Below are 24,684 nucleotides of genomic sequence, written 5' to 3'. Positions count from 1 at the left end.
ACAAATACCCTCTCTTTTATTTAATTGCTCCTGCTGTGTGGTCCCCGGTAATATAATTGCGGATACAGATAAACAGGATCACCAGCGGCACGGTGGTATACATAGCTCCGGCCATCACATAATGCCAGGGGATCCCCACCGCCGGATTATTCTTTAAAATTTCATAAAGGCTGACTATGATCGGCTTTTTCTCCGTTGTTGAGATAAATGTGAATGCAAATAAAAATTCATTCCATGTCCTGGTAAAGGCAAATATAACCGCTACCGCGATTCCGGTACTGGACACCGGTAAAAATATTCTGGTCATTACCATAAAAGGACTGCATCCATCGATCTTAGCTGCCTCCACCACCTCTTTGGGCACTCCGTCAAAGGTGGCTTTCAACATAAGAACGATAAATGCCAGATTAAAGGTAGTGTTCATAAGTACCAGGCTAAACCAGCTGTCGATCAATCCCAGCCTGTTCATCATGGTGTACAGAGGAATGATGACAATGACCGGTGCAAACATCTGGCTTACCAGGACCAGATAATATATCTGCTTTTTGAAGTAAAAATCCAAGCATGAAAATGCATAGGATGCCGGTATGGCGATTACCATGATCAGGGAGATCGTCAGGCCGGTAATGATCAGGCTTGCCTTGAAGCCGTTTAAAATATGCATTTTCTCAAATACCTGCACATAATTCTCAAAGGCAAAGGTCTTGGGGATCCAGGTTACAGGCATGGTAAACACATCATTGGCCTTTTTTAAAGACACGGAGATCATGGCTGCCACCGGGAACATCAGAACCACGATAATTAAGAGCACCAGCAGGACAAACAGAAGCTTTTTGATATTTTTTTTAGTTCTGTATTTATTCATACCGCGTATCCTCCCCTTTGGAATTTACATAGAGCACTGCAAATACAGACAGGATCAAAAAGCTGACCACGCTGATTGCTGCTGAATAGCCCCGGTTATTAAATTGGAACGCATTCTGATATATAAAATTCACCATTATGGAAGATGAATTGGCCGGGCCGCCCTGGGTCATCATATAAATGACATCAAAGGTGTTAAACGCCCAGATCCCAATGAGCAGTCCCAATGTCCGCACCGAAGAAGTGATCAGCGGCAGTGTAATTGAAAAAAACTGCTGTCTGCCGTTTGCCCCGTCTATTCTGGCCGCCTCGTAGATATAGGAGGGGATCGAATACATAGTGGACAGGATATTAAGGGCGCAGAAGGGCGCTACTGCCCAGATGTTGACGATCATTACTGCAATCAGCGATGTCTTTGAGTTTCCCAGAAAGTCCATGGGCAATCCCAGAATGTGCGTGTCCATTAAGAACTGAGTAATATGTCCGAACATGGGATTATACATCAGACGCCAAATCATGCAGGAAACCGCTGCCGGCATTGCGTAGGGGATCAGCATGATCGCTGTCATCATTTTTTTACCCAAGAATTTTTTGTACAGAATCAGGGCCATGAAAAGTCCCAGAAGCAGTTTGAATGCCACCCCTACAAATACCCACAAAAATGTATTCTTAAACATGCGCGGTGTATCCGGGTTGGCAAACAGGTCCGCAAAGTTCTGCAGACCTACAAAGATCATGCTTCCATTTACCTTCCGCTCAAAAAAAGACATGTAAAATACCTGTGTGATTGGGTACAGAATAAACAGGAGAAAAATCGCGAGCATGGGAAGAACGTATAATAGATTAACCGCCCTGTCGTGCTTTTCCTTTTTCGAGAAACCATTCATTGTCCATCTCCCTCATCTAAAAAAGCGGACGGGGAAGGAAACCGCCCGCTGATTCTATTGTCATTGTTTTGCCAGTAATTCATCCACCTGATCGCCGGCCAGTTCCATAGCCTGTGCCGGGCTGATCTCTCCCATAACAGCTTTGGTAACCGCATCCGCCATGGCCTTTTGTACCTCTTCCCAGCATGTGATAGACGGCTTAAATTTTGCCATGGACTCCATTGCTGCAAATGGGGCTACCATCACATTGGCAGGATCCGTAAACTCCGGAATCTCCTTAAAGTAACTCTGCTGATTGGGAACAAAACCGGACTGATTGATCACCTGTCCCTGGTACTTAGCAGTATGCCAGAATTCCAGCCATTTTGCCGCCGCCTCCTGGTTACCGGTATTAAACACCAGGTCTATGTCCATGACACCCAGAGAATACCTGGAACCGGAAGGTCCTGCCAACGGCTCTGTAATCTCAGCCCAGCTGTAATCCTCACCAGCCTCCTTAAGAGCTGCCAACCCCTGGGCATTGTGGAAATAAGCCGCTGCTATCTGTGTTGTAAAGTTGTTTTGGGTACTGTTGATATCCGCCTGTCCATAGTCCGGAACAGCGTATTTTGCAAGGTCCACATACATTTGCAGCGCCGCTATCCCATTTTCATTGTTAAATCCATTTGCGGTTCCATCTGCATTCATCACATCTGCATCATAAGCCCAGAGAATGGGAAGGAAGCAGTCCAGCGTATTTTTAGGATGCCCTGCCACCATGGTGTATGCGTATTTGCCTGAGGAGGGATCGGTCAGCTTTTCCCCGTCCGCCAGAAATTCCTCCCAGGTAGTCGGAATCTTTTCAATGCCGGATTCTTCCATTCTGTTTTTGTTAAACAGCATTCCGCGGATGGACATGTATGACGGCATGGCCCAAAGTTCATCACCCACAGAACACACCTCCAAGGCTGCCGGTGAAAAGTCATCATAGAGTTCCTTGCTGATCAAGTCGTTAATAGCTACCGTGTATCCAGCCTCCCGAAACTGCTGAGTCCAGGAAGAAAAGCCATACATGGCATCCGGCATATTGCCTCCCTCTGCCAAGGTCAGTATTTTCTGGTACGCATCACTGTAAGCCCAACTCTCCAGCTTTACCTCAATGCCGGTCTCGCTTTTAAACGCTTCGGCGGCCTCCTTCAGAAGTTCCATACCCGTATCCCCCAGGGTGACATAGGTAATGGTCGTGCCATCCCCTGCCTTTGGTGCTTCAGTACCCGCATCATTCCCGCTGTTTGACTGCGCTCCATTGGCAGGCGCTGCCGTATCGGCCGGAGCCGGATTTCCGGAAGAACAACCGCCCAGAGCGGACAGCATGGCTACGGAAAGTATCACAGAAACACATTTCTTTAGTTTTCTCATAGGTTACTTCCTCCCATCATTTTTAATGACTTTATTATACAGGGTTTCCCTTTCATTGTATTTACATTTTTTAGGTCAGTTTTTTACATGTTTAGAATATATTTTCTATAAGTTGTATATTTTTTAATCATATTTTCCCATATTTTATGTAATATTTGAAAAATATAACTTAATATGATATAATCATCATATGAATGAAAGCGCATAGATAATGTCTGTAGGAGGTGTTTGTATGGTTGTTCAGCGCACAAAACTTTCCGATCAGGTGGCGGATCAGCTTCGCTCCATGATTACCGGGAAACAGTACCGTCCGGGCGAAAAACTTCCAGTGGAGGCTGAGCTGGCAGCCCAGTTTGGAGTCAGCCGCATCACTGTCCGGGAGGCGATGCACAAGCTGGATATCATGGGTATTGTGGATGTGCGCCAGGGCGCCGGAACCTTTGTGCGTGAGATCACCCCCAATGCCTACATAAAAACACTGCTTCCCATGCTGTCCATGGACAACAACAGCCTAAAGGACATTTTTGAGATACGCCAGATCATTGAGTGCAAATCCGCGGAATTGGCTGCATTAAATGCCACCCCCGAGGACCTGGCCCAGGTAAAGCTGCCCTTGTCCAAGATGGCGGAGACTGCACGCACGGGAAAACTCCGGCAGTATAACGAGTTGGATGTGCAGTTTCACTATGCAGTTGCCAAATGCACCCATAACCAGATTTTGATCACCATCCAGGAGCTGTTGAGCGACCTGGTGGAGGGTTCCATCAGCATGGGGATCACACCATTAAACGCACTGGAACACTCTGTGATCTTTCACCGCAAGATTTATGAGGCCATTGCCAAACACGACAGTATCAGTGCCGCAGGCCTGATGAACGCCCACATTGAAGGCGGAGTCAATTATGCCAAGAATATCATGCAGGATAACTACGGAAAGGAGCAGCCATGATACAGGACATCCGCCTGGTAGGCTATGATTTTCTGGACAAGCCGCTTCTGCCCATGGCTATGCAACGTCAATTCCACCTGTTTTATGTATTTGATGGCAGCGGTGTTCTGATTGTGGACAGCAGCAGCTATACCTGCTCCAGGGACAGCCTATTCCTTTTTCCCTCCTTGGAGGTGGCTATACCAACCCCAGCAAGCCGCTCCTCCCTGACAATTCTTCATATAACCTTTACTTGTGCCTCCCCTGACATGGACAGGGAGTTTACGCTGCTGCCCAGGCTCCTTCCTTTTTCCGCTGAGAATCGCAGCCTGTTAATGGAAATTCTGCATGAATGCATCCTTAAGCGGCCCATATATGAAGACCTGTGTTCCCTGTATCTGGAGCAGCTTCTGATTCCCCTGGCTGCAGCCGCATATCGGGAATGTCAAACTGATTCCCACTTTCCAAGGATATCCAGACAGCCCGAAGGACCCTTGTCCGAAGCCTGTTTATACATTGATCGTCATCTAAGTGAGGACTTATCCTCGGACATACTGTGTGAAGCCTGCCGCATAAATGCACGCCAGCTCAACAGCCTTTTTAAGAAGACGTTCCATCAGTCCACTATTGAGTACATAGGGAACCGCCGTCTGGCCCGGGCCCGGGAGCTGCTGTGCTTTTCTCAGCTCTCCATCACCCAGATTGCCGAGTACACCGGCTTTAAGTCCGTCCACTACTTCAGCCGCGTTTTCAAAGAAAAGGAGGGCATTCCGCCGGGCGAATACAAAAAGCGGATTGCCCGTTCCCTCACCCTCTGACTTTCTCACTCACAGAATCATTTTATAAAGACAATAACAGGAATAAATACATAACCGAAGGAGGCATTACACTCTATTGGTGCAATGCCTCCTTATCTCGTTTATACCTATCCAGTATTATTCAATCCCACTGTTTACAGATAAGATCTCAGCAGCTCAACCTTATCCAGCTTCTCCCACGGCAGATCCAGGTCATTACGTCCAAAATGTCCGTAAGCAGCGGTCTGCTTGTAGATCGGACGGCGCAGATCCAGCATCTTAATAATGCCGGCCGGACGCAGGTCAAAGTTGGAGCGGATGATCTCCACCAGCTTCTCATTTCCCAGTTTTCCTGTTCCGTAAGTATCCACCATAACAGAGGTTGGATGTGCCACACCAATGGCATAGGACAGCTGGATCTCACACTTGTCGGCCAGTCCGGCTGCCACGATATTCTTGGCCACATACCGGGCCGCATAGGCTGCGGAACGGTCCACCTTAGTACAATCCTTGCCGGAAAACGCGCCGCCGCCGTGGCGTGCGTATCCGCCGTAAGTATCTACAATGATCTTACGTCCGGTAAGGCCGCTGTCTCCCTGCGGGCCGCCGATCACAAAACGTCCGGTGGGATTGATGAAAAACTTGGTATTCTCATCCACCATATCCTGGGGAAGGATCTGGTCAAAAATGTATTTCTTTACATCTGCGTGGATCTGCTCCTGGGTAATACTCTCGTCATGCTGGGTGGAAAGCACCACTGCATCCAGGCGCACCGGCTTATCATTCTCATCATACTCCACCGTAACCTGGGACTTTCCGTCCGGGCGGAGATAGCTGAGAGTGCCGTTCTTTCTCACCTCGGTCAGGCGTTTGGTCAGCTTGTGTGCCAGGGAAATGGCATATGGCATGTACTCTTCCGTCTCATTGGTGGCAAAACCAAACATCATGCCCTGGTCGCCTGCACCAATGGCATCCAGCTCCTCATCAGACATCCTGTTCTCCTTTGCTTCCAAGGCCTTATTCACCCCAAGTGCAATATCCTGTGACTGATCATCAATGGCAGTGATCACGCCGCAGGTGTCGCAGTCAAATCCGTATTTTGCACGGTCATATCCAATCTCCCTGACTGTCTCACGGACAATCTTCTGGATATCCACATATGCATTGGTTGTGATCTCTCCCATGACCAGCACCAGGCCGGTTGTGGTAGCTGTCTCACATGCCACACGGCTCATGGGATCCTGGGCCATCAGCGCGTCCAGGATCGCGTCTGAGATGGCATCGCACATTTTATCCGGATGTCCTTCGGTCACGGATTCAGATGTAAAAAGTCGTCTTTCCATAATAATCGTTTCTCCTTTTCATTCAAACAAATATTAATAGGTTTTGCAACATTTCTCCCGATGATCGGAAAATTACAAAAAATAAAGTCCGCAGCAATTGCGGACTTGAAAATATCATTAAATCTTCAAATCCTCTTATTGCTCGATTAAGCTTGCGCAATGCGCACGCTCCTCGCTCAGGCTGGCACCTTCCGGCCCTTTTGCATGCCATCAGACAAACTCTGACATACTCAACCGGGGTTGCCGTGACTTCACAGGTCCTTTGTACCTCCATCACTCTGAATAAGGGATATATATTTATTTACGAACTTTTTAATTGTAAAAGATGTTACCTTCCATATAGTAATGCATTTGCACATGCATGTCAACACCTTATTGTGATATATTTTATCAGCGCCTTTAATATTGGGGGCGGGGGGCTTGCTTTCTATGGTGGATAATTTCCCCAAAAGGCGTACGGTTCATTTTCTGCCGCAGTTCTTCCCGTATCTCCCCCATATTACAAAGCACCGGTCTTTTATCTCTTACCAGGCAGCTGCCCGCCACATACACATCCCTTACATTATCTGCCCGTGCGCTGTACACAAGGGCCGCATAAGGGTCATATACGGGAAACATGTTGGGGGACTCTGTTTCCACCACCGTGATATCCGCTGCCTTACCCGGCTCCAGGGATCCGGTCACCTCCCCCAGCCCCAAAGCATTGGCCCCCCATATGGTCGCCATAGAGACTATATCCTTTGCGGGAAAGGCGCTTCTGTCTTTTAATTCATTCTTATGGAAATTAGCACAAAACCTCATCTGTGTAAACAGATCCAGCGTATTGCCGCTGGCAGGACCATCGGTGCCCAGCCCTACGGCTATCCCCTGATCCAGCATGGAACTTACCGGTGCAACGCCTTTGGCCGCCTTGGTGTTGGAGCCGATGCAGTGAGCTGCACCGCTGCCTGCGCTGCCCATAAGACTGATATCCTGCTGTGATACCCGGATGCTGTGGGCACATACGGTGAGGGGATCCAGCACTCCCAGCCGGTCCAGATATTCTACCGGGGTACATCCAAACTGTTCCCTGAGATAGGACATCTCATAATCCATCTCAGCCACATGGAGGGTAAATGGAACCCCATATTCCTGATCCAGCTCATGTATCTTCTGAAGAGTACTGCTGCTGCAGGTTGTTGTGCCATGGGGTGAGATGCAACCCATAATCCGTGGATGGTTCCTATACCTCCTGATCAGTTCTTCCCCCCGCGCAATGGACTCCCGGGGCGTTCCCGCATCACAGGTGGCATCCTCCATCACCGTTTCCCCTGCAATTCCCCTGATGCCCATCTCATCCATAACCTCTGCCACTGCATCCTCAAAATAATACATGTCCATGACCGTGGTCACACCGCTTAAAAGAAGTTCGCACACCGCAAACCTGCTTGAAAGCCGGACCAGCTCCCTGTCCATGGCCTTAAACTCCATGGGCAGGAGAAAGACCCTGAGCCTGTCTCTGCAGTCATCTCCCAGCCCTCTAAAGGGGATCATTCCCATATGACAGTGTGTATTGACCATGCCGGGCATTACAATGGCATGGCCTGCATCTATGACCATCATCCCCTGCCTGTCTCTATATGCATCATACCCTGTCATGGGACCCACCTCTGATATCCGGTCATCCTCCATGATCAAATATCCATCCGGGTACACATCCATTCTGCTGTTCATTGTCACTATGATGCCATTTTTGATCATTGTTTTCATAACAAAACTCCCCTAATCCATATAGTCCTCAATAAGAGGAAGCTGCTCCTGGCTTCTCACATCCAAAAGTCCGTAATCCGTCAGCTTCAGCTGCGGCGACACAGGCAGAGCCAAGGTGGACATGGACATGATCTCATTGTTGTTCTCATACCCCAGCCGTCTCATTGCCCTTCTCACCCCTGCCAGATCACGGGCCAGTTCCTCCACCGGCCCGTCATATATGATCCCCCCGACAGGAAGCAGGGCCTGGGCCGTCACCTTACCGCCCTCAGCCGCCACATAACCGCCCTGGAGTGTTACCACCCTGTTCTGTGCCACGGCCATGTCCTTTTCACAGGTTCCCAGCACCAAAAGGTTGTGGCTGTCATGGGACCATGTTGTGGCAATGGCTCCAGGCCTTTTTAAGGCCCCTTCCACCAGTCCGTAGGATATATTCCCGTTCTTCCCATACCGTTCAAAGATCACGGCCAGGGACAGACCTGCTTCCTTCCAGCACAGGATGCCGTCTTTTACCTCCAGCTCCCTTATGACCCTGGATGTAGCGGTCCCAAAGGCCTGGATCTTCATTACATTTACCCTGACCCTATGACAGGGCCGGGCTGCTTTCAGAAAGAAATCCTCCTCCCTGGCCATGGAACATTTCACTGAATGATAAAATGCTTCAGGTACAATGGTATTCCCCGCCCGGCCATCATCTGCCTCAGCGACCTGTTCTTTTCCGTACACGCATGTTCCGTTTTTATATACAGCCCTTGGCTGAAAATCTTCCAGATCATCCAGCAGCACAAAATCAGCCAGCTTCCCCGGCGCGATCATTCCCCTGTCATCCAGATGCATTCTTCTGGCCGGGGTCAGAGTGGCGCAGTAGATTGCCTTTTCCACCGGCATACCCATTTTGACAGCATGGCTTAGGATCCTGTTCAGCTGCCCTTTTAAAAGCTGGTCCGGCATGGTGTCGTCCGTGATCAGGGCAACATTTTCATATAACCCGAATCTGTTCACGGTCTCTACAACCTCCCGTGTCAGGGACTTGTACTGGAGTTCCATGAACATGCCCATATCTGTTTTTTCCAGAACCGACTCCGGTGTCTGCTGGGTGTGGTCCGCATCCACCCCCTCATAGATAAACCGGCAAAGATCAGTGCCGGTAATCCTTGGACAATGGCCTTCAATCCGCATTCCGGACCTGGGGCCTCTCCCTTTTCCAGATGTTTTCCCGGTTTGGGAACCATCCCTGCATATCCTTACCAGCCGTTTGATCAGTGTATCATCCTGGGACGTCAGATCCTTAAAATTCATAACCTCACCAAGGCACAGCACTCTGTTATTTTCAGCCAGGACCTTTGTCTCTTTTTCCCCAATCCTTGCCCCTGAGGTTTCCAGCCTTTCGTTGGTGGCGGGCACGCTTGATGGAATGGCATAAAATATGTCCTGATCTGTTTTTTGCCCCATAAACCATTCGATCCCCGCCATGCCGAACACATTGGCGATCTCATGGGCATCCGCCACCACAGCGGTCACGCCATAAGGCAGGGTGATGCGGGAAAACTCAGCCGGATAGGTCATGGAGCTTTCAATATGCATATGGATGTCAATAAGGCCTGGGATCATATATCTGCCCCTGCCGTCTATGACCTTTGCTCCCGGATAGCAAAGCGCAGGGGAAACCTCAAAAAACCTTTCCCCTGCAACTGCTACATCCCTTTTTTCAAAACACTGCCTGTAAGTCATAAAGACCAAGGCATCTTTTACCACGAAATCAATTTTCATAAATTCTCTCCAGGGATCTAATTGTTGATGATCCTGTTCCACTGGTCGATCCAGGCATTTAACTGCGGATTTACAAAGGAGTAGTCCAGAACCTTGGCATTGGCCGCATTTTCACCGTAGGTCATGTTCTTTGATTCCTCCTCAGTGAATTCCACTTTGCTGTTGGTAGGCGCCTCATTCAGGGCTTTGCCTGTCTTGGCCTGAAGCTGCGGGCTTAAGCGGTAGTTCAGGTACTCATAGGCCAGTTCTTTATTCTTACAGTTCTTTGTAATGCTGATGGTGTTAAAGTTGGCGTATGTGGTATCAGGCGTCATATAAACCAGATCAGGATTTGCGGCCTGGATGGTGGGCACGCCGAAATCCCCCACAACAGCCACCGCCACCTCACCTGAGGTAAACATATTGATCAGGTCGGAAGACTTGGTGTAAGTCTTTACCAGGTTTGGCTTCAGCTGTTCCAGGGCCTGAAACGCCGCCTCTGCCTGGTCACTCTTAATGTCTGCCCCCGCATGATCGCTTGCCATATAAACCATGGCCGGTCCAAAGGTAGTGGTGATCTCCGGAATGGATACCATGCCCTGGAGCCTTTCATCCCACAGATCGTCAAAGCTCTTGATCTCAAAGTCTACTGCATTGGGATCATACATGATACCAATACTGTTAATGGTGTAGGCAACGCCCTGCCCTGCCTCTGCCATGGTCTTGGCGGCTGTGATCATATCCTTTGCGTTCTCAATCTTACTTAAGTCAATGTCCTCAAACAATCCCTCCTCAATCCCCTTTGCCGTCATGGCCTGGGAGAGCTCGATCACATCAATACTGGACTGACTGTCGGCAGCCAGTTTGGTATAGCGGTCATTGGTGCCCCCTGTCTCAGTGACGATCTCACAGTTAAACTCCTGCTCAAAGGGCGCGTATACCTCCTCTGCGGAAATGTCCTCGCTCAGCCCGTAGGTGGAAAGCACCAGTTTCTGCCGACCGCCCTCATCTGTCTTGCCATCCCCTGAAGCTGAACCGCCGCAGGCTGTCAGTGTCATTGCTGCGCAAAGTACCATTGCAATTGTCTTTTTCATCATAATCTCCTCTTTCTTCCCCCTGTGGGAGGTTTATTCATAGATTTGCTTTAAAACCGCCGGTCATTTACCGGCCAACCAATACCAGCTTGTCCTTTGGAAGATACAGCCTCAGTTCCTCCCCCTCCCTGAACACATGGGAGGTATCCATATTCACCTTTAGTACTCCTGAGGCCGTATTTACCTCATACTGATAACTCTTGCCCAAAAAGGTCCTGACACCCACTGTGCCGGTCAGCACATTCTCCTGCTGTCCAGGTTCTGCCAGACGTATATCATCCGGCCTGATGGTTCCGGCAAAGTCCGGTCCATCCCACTCCATGTCCACCTGGAACCTGCTGTTGTCCCTTGCCCGGTACTCATGATCCCCGCTGCGCTCCAGTTCAAGGAAATTCTCAAAGCCGATAAACCTTGCCACAAATTCCGTTGCAGGCCTTGTATAGATATTCTCGGGAGAATCGTACTGCTCAATCATACCGTTGTTCATCACAGCCACCTTGTCAGAGATGGAAAAACACTCCTCCTGGTCATGAGTCACAAACAGGGTGGTGATGCCCAGCTTTTTCTGAAGGCGCTTGATCTCCACCCTCATGCTGATCCTTAGCTTGGCGTCCAGATTGCTTAAAGGCTCATCTAAAAGCAGCAGCTTCGGCTCGATTACAAGCGCCCTTGCCAGAGCTACCCTCTGGCGCTGTCCGCCTGACATCTGCTTTGGAAACCTCTGGGCAAATTCAGTAAGCCCGCAGACCTCCAGTATATCCTTAACCTTTGTATCGATCACTGCCTTGTCCATTTTCCTGGTGCGCAGCCCGAATGCCACATTGTCATACACGCTCAGGTGGGGAAACAGGGCATAGCTTTGGAATACCAGGCCAAAATTCCTCCTGTGCACGGGAACCTTTGTCATATCCTCCCCATCCAGGCTGAATGTACCGCCCTGGGGATCGATGAATCCCGCCACCACTCTCAGCGTGGTGGACTTACCGCAGCCGCTGGGCCCCAACAGGGAAACCAGTTCTCCCTTTTCCACCTTTAGATCAAGTCCCTTTAAAATCTGTCTCTTTTTATCATAACTAACATCAATCTGGTTCAGGGTCATAAATGCCATTGTTATCCTCCTCCTATTTAGCCAGGGCAGCAATGCCCAGGGTTCTGTCAACGATCACCATTATGATCACGGTCGCTGCCATGAGAAGCACGGAAACAGCTGAAACAGTGGGATCATAATTGTACTCAATGTAGTTCATAAGGGTGGAGGGAAAGGTGCTGACTCCCGGCCCTGACAGGAACATGGATACAGGAATATTGTTAAAGGAATTGATAAATGCCAGCATAAAGGCGGAGGATATCCCGGATGTCACATTGGGAAGCACCACCTTAAAAAATGCGGAACGTTTGGGGCATCCCAGACTCCAGGCCGCCTCCTCAATGGAAAAATCAAATTGTTCCATGGAGGATCCCACCACACGGATCACATAGGGAAGGGTTACCATAAAATGGCCGGCCAAAAGGCTTACAAACACCGGGATCCTCAGTGTAAGAATCAAAAACTGGTACAAAATAAAGCCAATGACAATGCCGGGTACAATGGTGGGGGACAGGAAGATGGATTTCAGCATCTGCTTTCCCTTCACCTGGGAGCGCGCCAGAGCATAGGCCGCCGGTATCCCTACCAGCAGAGCGATCAGGGTTGCCAGCAGGGCCACCTCCAGGCTGGTGAGAAAGGATCTGCGAAAGGATTTCAGTGCAAACACATTGGCAAACCATTTTAAGGAAAATGATTCAATGGGAAATGTAATGGCGCTGCCGCCTCCAAATGCCGTGACCGTGATAATGAGCAGCGGCAGTCCCAAAAAGGCAAACACCAGGACCGCATATGCGGTTAGCAGCTTATTCTTATGCATAATTCTCTCCCCTCCTGTCCAGTCTGGCGGCCAGGGCATTAAATCCCTTGATCACAGCCAGCGTGATCACGATCATGATAAATGCAATCACCGATGCCCCGGTCCAGTCACCCACGGACATGGCCCTCTGGTAGATCAGTGTGGCCATCACCATGTTGCTGTTGCCTCCAAGAAGCTGAGGCGTGGTATAAGCGGTCAAAGTACCTGTAAACACCAGGATTCCGCCCACAATGATCCCCGGAAGGCTCATGGGGAAGATCACCTTCATAAACGCTTCCATCCTGGCGGCGCCCAGACTCTGGGCCGCCTCCATCATATCGTCATCAATATTCTCCATCACGCCTGTGACCGTGACGATCATCAAGGGCAGAAACAGGTAAATGGATCCAATGATAATGGCAAAGTCCGTGTACAGCAGCTTGGCAGGTTTATCCACAAAACCCGCGGCTAAAAGAAACTTATTCACAATTCCATTGCTTCCAAGGATATTGATCCACGCAAAACTCCTGATAACGGAGTTGGTCATCATTGGAAAAATGGAAGCTGCCAAAAGAAGTCCCCTGTACTTTTTCTGACACCGGCTGATAAAGTAAGCGGTGGGAATCCCTCCCAGCATACAGACAGCGGTTGTGATCACGGCGATCTTAACCGTGCGCAGGAATATTTTCAGATAATACCCGTCCTTAAAAAAGTCCACGTAAAAGCTGAAGGGATAATCTCCCGAAAAAATACTTGGCGCCAAAACCCGCAGTAAGGGGATGGCAAGGCACACCAGCAGGATCACAAGGCCAGGTACCAGCATGATTAATGCACTGCTCTTTTTCATGATTTTCACACTCCATGCTGAATCAAAAGATTTATTAAGGTTGCTTATTTTAGGCTTTACGTTTATTATAAAAAGTAATATAATATACGTCAAATATATAAATTCTATATTTTTTATGCAGTAAAGCTATATTCACCTGTTTTTTTACAAATCATTTCCGTATCATAAAAGTAATGCCCTGTCAGGAGGAATTTTATGGATTTAAAAGAAGCACGCTACATCCTGGCCATTGCCAGACAGGGGAGCATCGGCAAGGCCGCCGAATCCCTGTTCATTTCCCAGCCCTCCTTAAGCAAGTATCTTAAAAACCTGGAAAACCAGCTGGGCGGGCCGCTCTTTTACCGCATGGACAACTGCTATACCCCAACCTATATGGGCGAACGCTATCTCCACTACGCGGAGCAGATTGCTGCTTACGGGGAGCAGTGGAACCGGGAATACGAGGATATCAGCCACAGGAAATACGGCCGCCTCAATATTGCCATCCCAATCATGATGGGAAGCACCCTCATCCAGCCCACCCTAATGGAATTCCACAACCTCTACCCCCATGTGACCATCAATGTGATGGAAGCGGTTAACTTCATAGCCGAGACAAGCTTAAAAGACCATTCCATTGACCTCACCTTTTATAATGTCCATGTATTCCCCAAATTATTGGACTATGAGGTCATGCAAAGGGAAGAAATTGTATTAATTTTATCAGCGGGACATCCACTTGTGTCCAGAGCAGTGGATAAACCTGGCTTTAAGCATCCCTGGATCGATTTAAACCTGTTTTCCGGGGAAAATTTTATCCTCCTTTATCCGGACCAGAACACGGGCGGCATTGCCCTTAAACTGTTTGAGGATTACAATATGGATCCTCCCGTACTTTTGCACACACGCAACAGCGAGATGTCCATCAAACTGGCCATGGAAGGACTTGGGATTGCATTTGCGCCGGAAAGCTACTATCACATGGCCGCTTCCCATGGCAGCCATCCGTCCCTCTGCCTGTCCATTGGAAAAAGCCCCATTGTCACAACCACCATCGCGGCTTATCCAAAGGGACGGTATCTGCCTCAGCATGCAAGGGATTACATGGAGATCATACGGAAATATTGCGCGGGGAAGCGGTAAACCGGGTTATTCTATTCCAAAAGAAAAAGACCCCCGGAGAGCGGCAGCTCTCCGCGGGTCCTTATGTGACATAATGAACCTGCTCTTCTTTTCCAATACTACTGAATCCGTATCCTTCCCTGACCCAGGGGATCCGCATACTCTGCGGTCACAGCCCCGCCCAGGCTTCTGATATAGGAGGACAGCACATCCACGTCCACCATCACCTCATCCTTGATCACATTGCATCCGTTAAACATGGTCATACCATCGCCTCCGGACTTTAACATATAATTGTGGGAGGCCACTGTGTAAGTACGGCTTAAATCAATGGGTTCCCCGTTTACCATAATGTCCTTCACCCTGTAAGGGCCGTTTACACTGATGAAATTCCCCTTCTCATCCAGTTTCACACTGGAGTTCACGGATGAATCAATGGTGTAGGTCAAACCAGACACCTGCAGGAATCCGCCGCACTCCTGGGGATAATCCCTGGACGCCATCTCCAGGGCATCCTTGATGACCTGTCCTGTTGCCTCAACCACGCACCCCATATTTCCATAAGGGAATACTGCCAATGTATCATTGTAGGTGATATTTCCCGGCTTAATATCAGCCCTGATGCCTCCGCCGTTGCTAAGGCCGATATCAGCGCCCAGTTGTGTGCGGTAAGCATCCGCTGTCAGATCTCCCAGATTTGTCTCACCGCTTCTTACCCGGCGGTTTCCGTCTGCGGGATCGTTTACTGTAAGCAGGTAGGGAGTGGTCCCAAGCACTGTTTTTAATGTCTCATTGTACTGGCTCTGTATCCCCTTAATAAAGCGGTCCGTGGTGTAATCCACTGCTTTTCCGTTTTCATTGACAATGCTTCCCCCGGGGATCAGCAGATAGAGTCCCACCGGCAGCAGGTCCGCATTCTTAAGCTTGTCCAGATTGTGGTTGTAGATATCGATCCATCTGTCATAGGAACCCAGCTCCCTTTTTGCGATCCTGCTAAGGGTGTCGTTCTTCCGGACCACATAGTCCCTGGCCAGATCCATTGCCAAAACCTCTGACACCAGCTCTGTGCGTATGGTACCGTCCGTGCCAATGGTCAGCTTCCCAATGTTGTTCAGCTTTGTACCTGTCTGGGTAATGATTACGTCCTGTCCGTCCCTGTTTTTTGCTGTCATGCTTGGGGTAGTCTCATGGGAATGGCCGTCAATACACACATTGATTCCCGTAGTGTTCCTGATTATATTAACAGCACTCCACCGGTCCGTAACCCCTGTCTCTCCCAGATGCCCCACCATGATCACATAATCGGCGCCTTCATTCCTGGCAGCGTCCACACTTGCCTGGACTTGGCTGTACAGACTCTGTCCGCTTTCATCCTCACAAAAGGAATAGATGTAATTACCGGCCCCGTCCTGGAAATAAGCGGGAGTGGACTTGGTAAAGCTCTCCGGTGTGGACACGCCCACATATGCTACCCTGGTATCCCCGTATGTGATCATCTTATAAGGTGCAAACACGGCTGCGCCTGTTGCCGTGCTGATAAAATTACAGGAATAATAACCGCAGTTTAATTTTCCCGCCAGGTCCAAAAACCTTGCCATGCCATAGTCAAATTCATGGTTGCCCGGAACAGCCACATCATATCCCACCTGGTTCATGATATCAATGAGATATCCGCCCTCGGACAGCGTGCCGATCGGCGCTCCCTGAATGGCATCCCCTGCGTCCACAAGGGTAACATAGGGTGTCTGCTGCTGCATCTGCTTTTTGTACAGCGAAAGCCCTGCGTAGCCGATGTTGTCATCCACTCCGCAGTGGACATCGTTTGTGTAAAGCACCACAATATCCTGATCCGCGCCAAATGCAGTGACAGGCATACCGGCTGTAAGGGAACAGATCATTCCCACGGCCAAAAGCAGTGACAGCAGCCTTTGTTTCATTCTTTCTTTCATGAACTTCCTCCTCTCATACTTGAACTTTTAGGGTTAATTTAACTATAGCACATAAAGGGCAATGGCGGAACATTTTTCCAGTCATTAACAGCCAAAAAAATCAGGCCGTACATAGGATACCATCACCATGTACAGCCTGACTGCTCTTCAACCTCTATTATCCAACCCTCAGCTTAAACTTCTGAAGATCCCTGTCAGAATCCACTTTCTCGATCATTGCCCCAAGTCCCTGGAGCTTATCCTCAAAGCACTCATACCCTCTCTGGATATAACCGATCTCATCCACCACCGTATATCCCTCTGCTGCAAGACCTGCGATCACAAGGGCCGCCCCTGCCCGTAAGTCCGGCGCGTTTACCTGCGCTCCCGTAAGGCGCTTCACTCCATCAATCACAGCCACATTTCCCTCTACCTTTATGTTGCTGCCCATTCGGGCGAGCTCATCCACGTACTTAAAACGGTTCTCAAAAATGCTTTCCGTCACCATACTTGTACCACTGGCCAGCACAAGGGCAACCGACATCTGAGGCTGCATGTCCGTTGGAAATCCAGGATACGGCAGGGTCTTTATATCTGTGTGGCGCTGTGACGGTTTACCCACCACGCGGACCGCGTCATCAAATTCAATCACCTCACATCCGATCTCTATGAGCTTAGCGGAAATGGCTTCCAAATGCTTAGGTATTACATTTTTGATCATAATATCCCCTCTGGTAGCCGCGGCAGCGCACATAAACGTACCTGCCTCGATCTGGTCAGGGATAATGGAATATTCAGTTCCATGGAGCCTGTCTACGCCCCTGATACGGATGGTGTCGGTTCCGGCTCCCTTAATATTGGCTCCCATGCTGTTTAAGAAGTTTGCCACATCAACAATATGGGGCTCCTTTGCCGCATTCTCCAGAATGGTCTGCCCCTCTGCCAGGGCGGCTGCCATCATAATGTTAATGGTCGCTCCCACGGAAACAACATCCAGATAAATATGGCTTGCTACCAGGTCAATGGCATGGGCGATCACTGCCCCGCGCTCAATGACTACCTCTGCTCCCAATGCCCTGAAGCCCTTGATATGCTGGTCAATGGGCCTGCTGCCGATATTGCAGCCTCCGGGAAGGGGAACCTGGGCACTCTTATACTTACCCAAAAGAGCGCCTATAAAATAATAGGAGGCGCGGATCTTACGGATATATTCATCGTCAACGGATACTTCTTTTATATTGCCTGCGTTAATCTTAACAGTGTGTCTGTCAATCCGTTCAACCCTTGCGCCGATCTCCTGAATTGCCTCTAACAGTACATTGATATCTCTCACATCCGGCAGATTATCAATTAAAACATCTTCATCTGTCATGATCGAAGCGGCCAGGATACCCAGTGCAGCGTTTTTCGCTCCGCTTACGGTCACATCACCCACTAACGGGTTACCGCCTTTGATTATATATTGTTCCATTCCACACCTCTGATATTTATTTAAACAAATCTCATTTCTATGGATAATAGTCCTAAATAATTACGTAAAAATTTGTTCATAATTTATTTACATCTTTCTTAGATTATACCATAAGAATCAGATTTGTAAAGTAAAACGCGCCGTACAGGCCCCGGCCCATTCCATCCGCGGGCTGATCCAAAGGCTCTTTAAATATTCCGCCGTCTGTTTACATCCATGCAGACTGCCGGAAAAAAGACAAAAGGACACGGCCCGGATCCAGGTCCGTGGAAAGATTCCACAGACATGATCTCAGGCCGTACCATTTACCGGAGCTTATTGGTTTTTACTGAAAAAACAGTGTATTTACATCCAGTGCTTCTTCGATCATATCTGACTCCAGCATAAAATCAGCTGTTTTCTGGAAGCCGTCTCTGTCCTCATCGCTGATTTCCATGGAGAAATCATAATATCCATACATTTCCTTTACTGCCTCTTCCTCCAAATCCAGTTCCTGAGCCACAATTTTTAATGCCTCCTCCTGGTTATCCTGCATAAATCCGGAAATTTCTTCCTGGGCTTTCATGAAACGCTCAATCACATCCTGGTTTGCATCATAAAAATCCTGTCTTACCGCCACTGCAATGATGGCTTTGATCAGACCTTCCCCGTCAGCCACCATGTGGTATCCCTGCTGTTTTGCCTGATAAGCCGTGGCTCCTGCGATCAGCGCCACATCCACGCTGCCGCCATCCAGGCCCGCTTTTGCATCAGGGATTCCCATATTCACATAGTTAACATCCTCAATAGTCATACCGCCCTCTGCAAGATAGGCGACCAGCAGCTCATGAAGATTTGTGCCCGCCGGTCCGGCGATGGTCTTTCCCTTCAGGCTCTCCGGTGTGGTCAGGCTGTCATCCGTGGAATACATGCAGAATGCCTTGGGGGACCGGCTGTACATGTTAAGCACCTTGATATCAGCTCCATTGGCAGCTGACAGGATCACGGAGGTTGCGCCTACTGCATAGAGGATCTGCACATCCCCTGATGCCAGGGCCTGGGTCTGGTCCGCCCCTGAATTGATCTCCGCATACTCCACGGAAATCCCCATATCCTCAAAGCTCTTTGCAAAGATTTCCTGGTTCTTTTCAATGATGGAAGGTACGTTAAGAGGTGAAACCACATAGGTAAATACCAGCTTGTCAATACCTGACGCTGCTTTCTGTGTATCCGTATTCTCCTCTGTATTTCCTGCATCCTTGCCGCTCTCAGAGGAATTGCTCTCCTCTGGTGATTCCTTCTCTGTCTGTGACTGCTGTTCTGTCTGGGCCCCGGTCGCTGCTCCCGTGGAAGATCCGCCACACCCGGTAAGTGCTGTCACCCCCATGCAGATTGCCATTCCTAATGCCATTAATCGTCTCATAATCCATATCCTCCTGATTCTTACTTTGAATTTTTATAACTTTTCAGTACGGCCCATCTTCTTGACCGGAAAAACCGGTCAAGAAGCATCGGATGTCCATCCGATGTGAAAATGGGTGCAAAAACGGACTTATAAGCGAGCTTAACGCCCGCTTTTGCACCCATTTTCCCGCCGTGCTGAACTGTTACAAATTTTTTATAATATCCCTTTTCAGGGAAATAAACATGTCATCCAGCAGATTCCGTTCCCCTGTGGTCTCAGGAACCTGATACTGGGCCTTTACCAGCCCTTTTTCGATCACTACGATCTTATGCCCAAGGATCAGGGCCTCATCAATGCTGTGGGTCACAAACAGGATACTGCTCCCCTGTTTTTTCTGGACCCGCATAAGCTCCTTTTGCATCTGCTCCCTGGTAAAATAGTCCAGTGCCGCGAAGGGCTCGTCCATCATAATAAAGGACGGCTCATATGCCAGTGCTCTTGCAATGGCTGTCCTCTGCTGCATCCCCCCGGAAAGCTGGGAGGGATAAGCTTTCTCAAATCCATCCAGTCCAACGGTAGCAACAATGTCAGCTATTTTTTTACTGTCCTGCTCCTTTTTGCCAAGCCCAAACCTTATGTTGTTCCACACCGTAAGCCATGGCATCAGCCTTGGCTCCTGGAATACAAAGGCGGTCCTGTGGGATTCCCCGTATCGTATTTCCCCTTGGTCCACTTTCTCCAGACCGCCTGTCAGGCGCAGAAGGGTTGTTTTGCCGCATCCGCTGCGTCCCAGGATCACGGTGATCCGGTTGGACGGGACCTGCAGGCTGATGCCGTTCAGGACCTGGACCGCCCTGTCTTCCACTAAGTACTGTTTGTGTACATTTATAAGCTCAATCCCAGCCATTATCACAGGATCCTTTCAATAATTTACTGATTGCCAGGGCAAAGATACGATCCGTCACATATCCCACCATACCGATGACCAGGATTCCCACGATCACCTTGTCTGTTCTGGACATCTGCTGGGCAAACAGGATCATGTGGCCCAGTCCGGTGGATGCCGCCACCATCTCAGCCCCAATGATCGCCCTCCAGCTGTATCCCAGGCCAATGCGCATACCCACCAGAATATCCGCTGATGCATAGGGCAGGATGATCCGCAGGAACTTACGCCCTCTGGAGTATCCAAACATGTCCCCCACTTCCAGAAGCTTCCTGTCGCATCCTGTAAACCCTTTTACTATATTTAAGTACATGGGGAAAAAGGATGCCAGCACAATGATCACGGTCTTCGTTGTCTCCCCGATCCCACACCATAAGATCAAAAGCGGTATCATGCTAAGTGGCGGGACATTGCGGAAAAACTGGACCATATACTCATAATATTTGCCGGACGCAGGCAGCAGGGCCCGCGCCATTCCAAGGACAAAGGCCAACACAAAGGCAATTGCAAATCCCTTCATGACGCGGATAAAGCTTATATATATATCCTTCCACAGCTCCCCTGTGACCAGCATTTTTATAAAACTCTGCAGCACCTTGGACGGCGGAGGCAGCACATAGGCGCTGAGGATACCGGACCGGCTTACCATGTACCACACCAGCAATACGGCCCCGATTCCAATGAGGGGCGCCGCCGCATTTTTCCACCTATGCTTCATCCTTTACCACCCCATCTCCATTGTGACAGCCCCTGTGGCAATACAGCATTTCCACCAGACGGACCGTTTTCCACTCCCCGCCTTTTACATATTGCTCAATATCTTCCCTGCCTGTGAGGCTCTCCGTTTTAAATCCCAGCTCTTTAAAAAATCCAGGCGGTATGGGGCTGGACTCGATCACCTTTCCCTTGGGGCTCTGTCCCAGCTCCTTAAGCAGCCCGTTCCACGTGACAAACCGGGTATCCTTTAACTTCAGTGCATTGCCCATATCCGCCAGGGAACGGCATGGGGTTGTAATGATCTTCTTTCCATCCCTCAAGTCTTCCCGTCCGCTGATCTCCCTTGCACAGTGGATCAGAATAGGCTCGATCTTTGCCACCTTCATCACATCCTTTACCAGTCCGCTGGCCATGGGACATCGTGCATCCGCCACTGTTTCCCCGCTTTCCTCAGTAAGCTTTTTATACTTGTCCTTTACGATCCGGCCCCAGTCCGTCTCACACCGCACCTGGTCCAGATCATGGGCTTTTAAAAATGCATCCAGTATACCGCTTTCATACATACTTTCCGTTACCGGATTAATCCATATATATGTCAATCCTCATTTCTCCTCACCTTCAAGGTTAGATTACCCTAACCAGCTTATACAGCATATCAAATAACAAGAAAAAAGTCAACTCCCTCCCAGCCCATATCCTGTCTCTGAGCACTGGAAGAAATTGACTTTTTACTTTTGACTTTTTACTTTTAACTTTTATGCTTTTGACTTTCTATTCTCTAATTCACGGACAGGGCGCACAGAAAATCATTCTGCAGATTATTAAAATACTCCGTGGCATCCCCCAGTCCCATTTTCCTGGTCTCCTGTGTTTGGGGATCATAGATGGTCACATTGTACTGATCGTATCCTGAAAGCAGTACATACTGTCCTGTCTCAACATAGGCGATCACGGGAATTCCCTTATCAATATAATACAGCACCTGGCTCAGACTGCAACCGTCCGCATCAATAAGGATCAGTCCGTCCTCATACATATTGCTTCCCGTAAAGGAATCCAGGTACTTTGTCACCTTCCTGGCTTCATCCACCGGCGATTTAATGGTTCTGATATTTCTCCGGTTAATCCTATCCCACACAATGTGCTGGTTTCCGTCCGTTACAAATCCCATCTGTCCATATGCCATTGACACCGCGGTGCTGAAGTTTCTGGATGCTCCTATATAATGGCCGCCCCCATACGCATAAAATACCATATCGGAATCCGCCTGCACGGCGCTGGCCGTACTCACATCCAGGGTGCTTGTATATTCATAGGAAAATGCTTTTGGCGCTGATGTCTTCACCTTGTCCGCATTTGTATCATGGTCCGCCTGTACAAAATATACCCTTCCCTTTTCCTTGGAAGCAAAATACCCGATACCTGCCATGACATCCTGATCCACCTTCTGATTGCAGACAATGGTGTCCTGGTCCTGGTACATGTACTGGTTTTCCCCCAAACGCACCAGGCGCTTCAGATGGATCCTGCCTTCCTCAGCCACCACATCGGCAATGTAAATTCCGTCTTTCCTGTACTCGCTTTCCACCTGCATCTGGTTGTCCACAATATACATAGCGTACATGGGGCTTCCCTTTCTCCGCCCATTGACGATCCAGCTGTCCCTGGAATTGCTAAGACCGTAGATCAGGTCATTCCCAACAAATCCCAGCACTCTCACATAATCTCCCTGAGCTCCTACGATTTCCTGTTTCTGGGCTGTGTTAAAGTCCATCACATGCACCTTATCCGACTCATAGAGCTTGGAACCTTCCTGCCAGGCAACGCGGCTTCCGTCCCCGCTTACTGCAAAACTTCCCTCTGTAAGGCCCTGGGCAACCACCAAAGACTCATTGCTCTTTAGATCGATCCCATACACACTTCCCTCCACCATCAGGTACATCATATTATTGGCACTGAGGTAGGAAAGGTTGTTTACATCCTCCCGGATCTTTTCAAAGGATTCCGTGGCCGGCAGATAAAATTTTTCATTGACCGTATCCTGTGCCCAATCATAGCTGTAAAACACGATTCCCATTCGTCCTTCATATTTACCCCTGTTCATATATCCATAGACAAGAAAATCCACGGTTCCATTGTCCTGAACAGATAATATTTTCACATCATGCTTATTGTAATTACTTCTGACACCGTCATCCTGGCTGCTGTCAAATGTAAATACACGCACCATCTGGTTTTCCTTCTGGTCGTAGCACCACAGATCTCCCCCTGTTTTAAAGGCCAGATATTGGGAATTTGTACTTTTGGCAGCTCTCACCATGGTATCATTTGTAATTCCAAGGAGTATTTTCTTACCTGAAAATGCTTCCGCGCTTCCCTCAAATATCTCATTTGCATTCCGCTCATAATTCATGAGATAGATGCGCTGTTCATTCCATTTCATGGTAAAATTGTCCTCGGTATCGATCAGAACGGGCGTATGGCCGCTTTCCTCCAGGGATACCGTGTACCTGACCCGGACCTGACCCATGATCCCGTCAAACTCCTGAAGTGTTATCTGTGGTTCTCCCACCATTTCCACATCCATTCCGTCCCAGGTCAGGTGATTAAAGCTGGCCCTGATGGTAACATGTCCAAGAGAACTGTTATCCTCCGTATCACTGGTCTCCAGAAATGACACAAGGTCCCTGGCCTGATTGTAATCCAGGCTCTTCCTGGTAAACTCTTCAGCCAATGTCACCATATCATCCGCATACGTGTTATCAGGCCACATGATCCTGGTATAATAATGGATCGTCTTTTCGCTGGTATTGACCGTCAACGTAAGGAAATACGGCTCGTTCCTGATCAAAAGATTCTGGATCGGCAGCGTGGCTTCCGTACTTCCACCACTGCTTTCCCATTGAGAAAGCTCGGTCCGTTCGATCAGCCGGTCCATGGACAGGTTTCTCACCTCATAGCTGATACCTGTAATGGTATTTCCATATTCCGCAATCCGTATATTCATTCCACGGTTTTCAGGCAGCACAGAGATACTCTCCCTGGCTGCCTGATTCCCCATCTCCTGCATATAACCATGCAGGCAGTTGATCTCTTTTCCATTTAACTCAGTATATATGACCGGCAGTTCCGGTTCATCCATAGAGGTGTATACAGTATACTCCTTCTCCATGGTATTTCTGGCACTTACAAAATAAACGATAATGGCCGTTATAAATATCAGGAATAAAATCCCTACTTTTTGTAATGTTCTTTTCATATGTGAATCGTTTCCTCATAAACAGGTTTGTTTTGTATCTTTCTATTATTTTATATAATAACCATGAAAACTACAACTTAATCTTTTCTAAATTTTATTAATGCTAAACCCCTGGTACAGCCTTTATTAAATAACCGGGTATATATGGTGTGGTCATTCAAACGATCGTTCCTTTTCTAAAAGATACAAAATCCCCTTGAACACCGCCTGTTAAACATCTCATTGAGAAGCAGCACCTTGATCATATCCCTAAGCCATGACTGCCTTGGATCCGGCTTTGGTCTGGGCGGCGGGGGTACCGGCCTGGGAGGCGGGGGTACCGGCCTCGGCGGCTGCGGT

Annotated in this window: 20 protein-coding genes and 1 riboswitch; of the genes, 3 read left to right on the top strand and 17 right to left on the bottom strand. The window is 48.9% G+C overall.

Annotation, left to right across the window (positions count from 1 at the left end):
* Positions 1-16: 16 nt before the first annotated feature.
* The 3 genes from CLFS41_RS04380 to CLFS41_RS04370 form a co-directional block, all read right to left on the bottom strand.
* Positions 17-865 (bottom strand): carbohydrate ABC transporter permease, encoded by an 849-nt coding sequence (locus CLFS41_RS04380; RefSeq protein ID WP_007862556.1) that lies wholly within the window; start codon positions 863-865, stop codon positions 17-19.
* Entirely contained in the window at positions 858-1,601 is a 744-nt protein-coding gene (locus CLFS41_RS04375; protein ID WP_227884317.1) for a sugar ABC transporter permease, read from the bottom strand. Before CLFS41_RS04375 ends, CLFS41_RS04380 begins: the two co-directional genes overlap by 8 nt.
* A gap of 210 nt (positions 1,602-1,811) precedes the next feature.
* Positions 1,812-3,149 (bottom strand): sugar ABC transporter substrate-binding protein, encoded by a 1,338-nt coding sequence (locus tag CLFS41_RS04370; protein WP_007862561.1) that lies wholly within the window; start codon positions 3,147-3,149, stop codon positions 1,812-1,814.
* A gap of 232 nt (positions 3,150-3,381) precedes the next feature.
* On the opposite strand from CLFS41_RS04370, the gene CLFS41_RS04365 reads away from it, so the two are divergent.
* Positions 3,382-4,098 (top strand): FadR/GntR family transcriptional regulator, encoded by a 717-nt coding sequence (locus CLFS41_RS04365; protein WP_007862563.1) that lies wholly within the window; start codon positions 3,382-3,384, stop codon positions 4,096-4,098.
* The gene (locus CLFS41_RS04360; protein WP_007862564.1) at positions 4,095-4,895 is read left to right on the top strand and encodes an AraC family transcriptional regulator; all 801 of its coding nucleotides are present in this window, start codon (positions 4,095-4,097) and stop codon (positions 4,893-4,895) included. Before CLFS41_RS04365 ends, CLFS41_RS04360 begins: the two co-directional genes overlap by 4 nt.
* A 134-nt stretch (positions 4,896-5,029) precedes the next feature.
* Here the strand turns inward: CLFS41_RS04360 and metK are convergent, their stop codons facing one another.
* The 7 genes from metK to CLFS41_RS04325 all read right to left on the bottom strand — a co-directional run bounded on the left by metK (position 5,030) and on the right by CLFS41_RS04325 (position 13,539).
* Positions 5,030-6,217, bottom strand: coding sequence for a methionine adenosyltransferase (gene metK, locus CLFS41_RS04355; RefSeq protein ID WP_045091581.1), 1,188 nt, complete (start codon positions 6,215-6,217; stop codon positions 5,030-5,032).
* 132 nt (positions 6,218-6,349) lie between these two features.
* A riboswitch (SAM riboswitch) is annotated at positions 6,350-6,506 on the bottom strand.
* A gap of 110 nt (positions 6,507-6,616) precedes the next feature.
* The gene (locus CLFS41_RS04350) at positions 6,617-7,966 is read right to left on the bottom strand and encodes an amidohydrolase (RefSeq protein WP_045091580.1); all 1,350 of its coding nucleotides are present in this window, start codon (positions 7,964-7,966) and stop codon (positions 6,617-6,619) included.
* A 12-nt stretch (positions 7,967-7,978) separates the two neighbouring features.
* The gene (locus CLFS41_RS04345; RefSeq protein WP_045091579.1) at positions 7,979-9,736 is read right to left on the bottom strand and encodes an adenine deaminase C-terminal domain-containing protein; all 1,758 of its coding nucleotides are present in this window, start codon (positions 9,734-9,736) and stop codon (positions 7,979-7,981) included.
* Positions 9,737-9,753: 17 nt separating this feature from the next.
* Positions 9,754-10,812 (bottom strand): ABC transporter substrate-binding protein, encoded by a 1,059-nt coding sequence (locus tag CLFS41_RS04340; RefSeq protein ID WP_330376598.1) that lies wholly within the window; start codon positions 10,810-10,812, stop codon positions 9,754-9,756.
* Between the two features lie 64 nt (positions 10,813-10,876).
* Positions 10,877-11,917 (bottom strand): ABC transporter ATP-binding protein, encoded by a 1,041-nt coding sequence (locus tag CLFS41_RS04335; RefSeq protein ID WP_007862570.1) that lies wholly within the window; start codon positions 11,915-11,917, stop codon positions 10,877-10,879.
* A 13-nt stretch (positions 11,918-11,930) separates the two neighbouring features.
* The gene (locus tag CLFS41_RS04330) at positions 11,931-12,713 is read right to left on the bottom strand and encodes an ABC transporter permease (protein ID WP_045091578.1); all 783 of its coding nucleotides are present in this window, start codon (positions 12,711-12,713) and stop codon (positions 11,931-11,933) included.
* Complete coding sequence (locus CLFS41_RS04325; RefSeq protein ID WP_045091577.1) at positions 12,706-13,539, bottom strand: ABC transporter permease; 834 nt, start codon at positions 13,537-13,539, stop codon at positions 12,706-12,708. Before CLFS41_RS04325 ends, CLFS41_RS04330 begins: the two co-directional genes overlap by 8 nt.
* A 195-nt stretch (positions 13,540-13,734) precedes the next feature.
* Between CLFS41_RS04325 and CLFS41_RS04320 the strand changes: the two genes are divergently transcribed.
* On the top strand, positions 13,735-14,661 hold the full coding sequence (locus CLFS41_RS04320) for a LysR family transcriptional regulator (RefSeq protein ID WP_045091576.1): 927 nt from the start codon (positions 13,735-13,737) through the stop codon (positions 14,659-14,661).
* A 98-nt stretch (positions 14,662-14,759) separates the two neighbouring features.
* Here the strand turns inward: CLFS41_RS04320 and CLFS41_RS04315 are convergent, their stop codons facing one another.
* The 7 genes from CLFS41_RS04315 to CLFS41_RS04285 all read right to left on the bottom strand — a co-directional run bounded on the left by CLFS41_RS04315 (position 14,760) and on the right by CLFS41_RS04285 (position 24,345).
* Positions 14,760-16,589 (bottom strand): 5'-nucleotidase C-terminal domain-containing protein, encoded by a 1,830-nt coding sequence (locus CLFS41_RS04315; protein ID WP_045091575.1) that lies wholly within the window; start codon positions 16,587-16,589, stop codon positions 14,760-14,762.
* 157 nt (positions 16,590-16,746) lie between these two features.
* On the bottom strand, positions 16,747-18,039 hold the full coding sequence (locus CLFS41_RS04310; protein ID WP_007862585.1) for a UDP-N-acetylglucosamine 1-carboxyvinyltransferase: 1,293 nt from the start codon (positions 18,037-18,039) through the stop codon (positions 16,747-16,749).
* 325 nt (positions 18,040-18,364) lie between these two features.
* Positions 18,365-19,441: an NrtA/SsuA/CpmA family ABC transporter substrate-binding protein gene (locus CLFS41_RS04305; RefSeq protein ID WP_007862587.1), complete on the bottom strand. Its 1,077-nt coding sequence runs from the start codon at positions 19,439-19,441 to the stop codon at positions 18,365-18,367.
* 184 nt (positions 19,442-19,625) lie between these two features.
* Positions 19,626-20,330, bottom strand: a complete 705-nt coding sequence (locus CLFS41_RS04300; RefSeq protein WP_045091574.1) for an ABC transporter ATP-binding protein — start codon at positions 20,328-20,330, stop codon at positions 19,626-19,628.
* Entirely contained in the window at positions 20,317-21,087 is a 771-nt protein-coding gene (locus CLFS41_RS04295) for an ABC transporter permease (RefSeq protein ID WP_007862589.1), read from the bottom strand. Before CLFS41_RS04295 ends, CLFS41_RS04300 begins: the two co-directional genes overlap by 14 nt.
* Complete coding sequence (locus CLFS41_RS04290) at positions 21,077-21,685, bottom strand: hypothetical protein (RefSeq protein ID WP_007862590.1); 609 nt, start codon at positions 21,683-21,685, stop codon at positions 21,077-21,079. Before CLFS41_RS04290 ends, CLFS41_RS04295 begins: the two co-directional genes overlap by 11 nt.
* Before the next feature lie 179 nt (positions 21,686-21,864).
* Positions 21,865-24,345, bottom strand: coding sequence for a hypothetical protein (locus CLFS41_RS04285; RefSeq protein ID WP_045091573.1), 2,481 nt, complete (start codon positions 24,343-24,345; stop codon positions 21,865-21,867).
* Positions 24,346-24,684: the final 339 nt, after the last annotated feature.

This window comes from Clostridium sp. FS41, assembly GCF_000954015.1.
Lineage (GTDB): Bacteria > Bacillota > Clostridia > Lachnospirales > Lachnospiraceae > Enterocloster > Enterocloster citroniae.
This window is presented reverse-complemented; position numbering and strand designations above follow the sequence as displayed.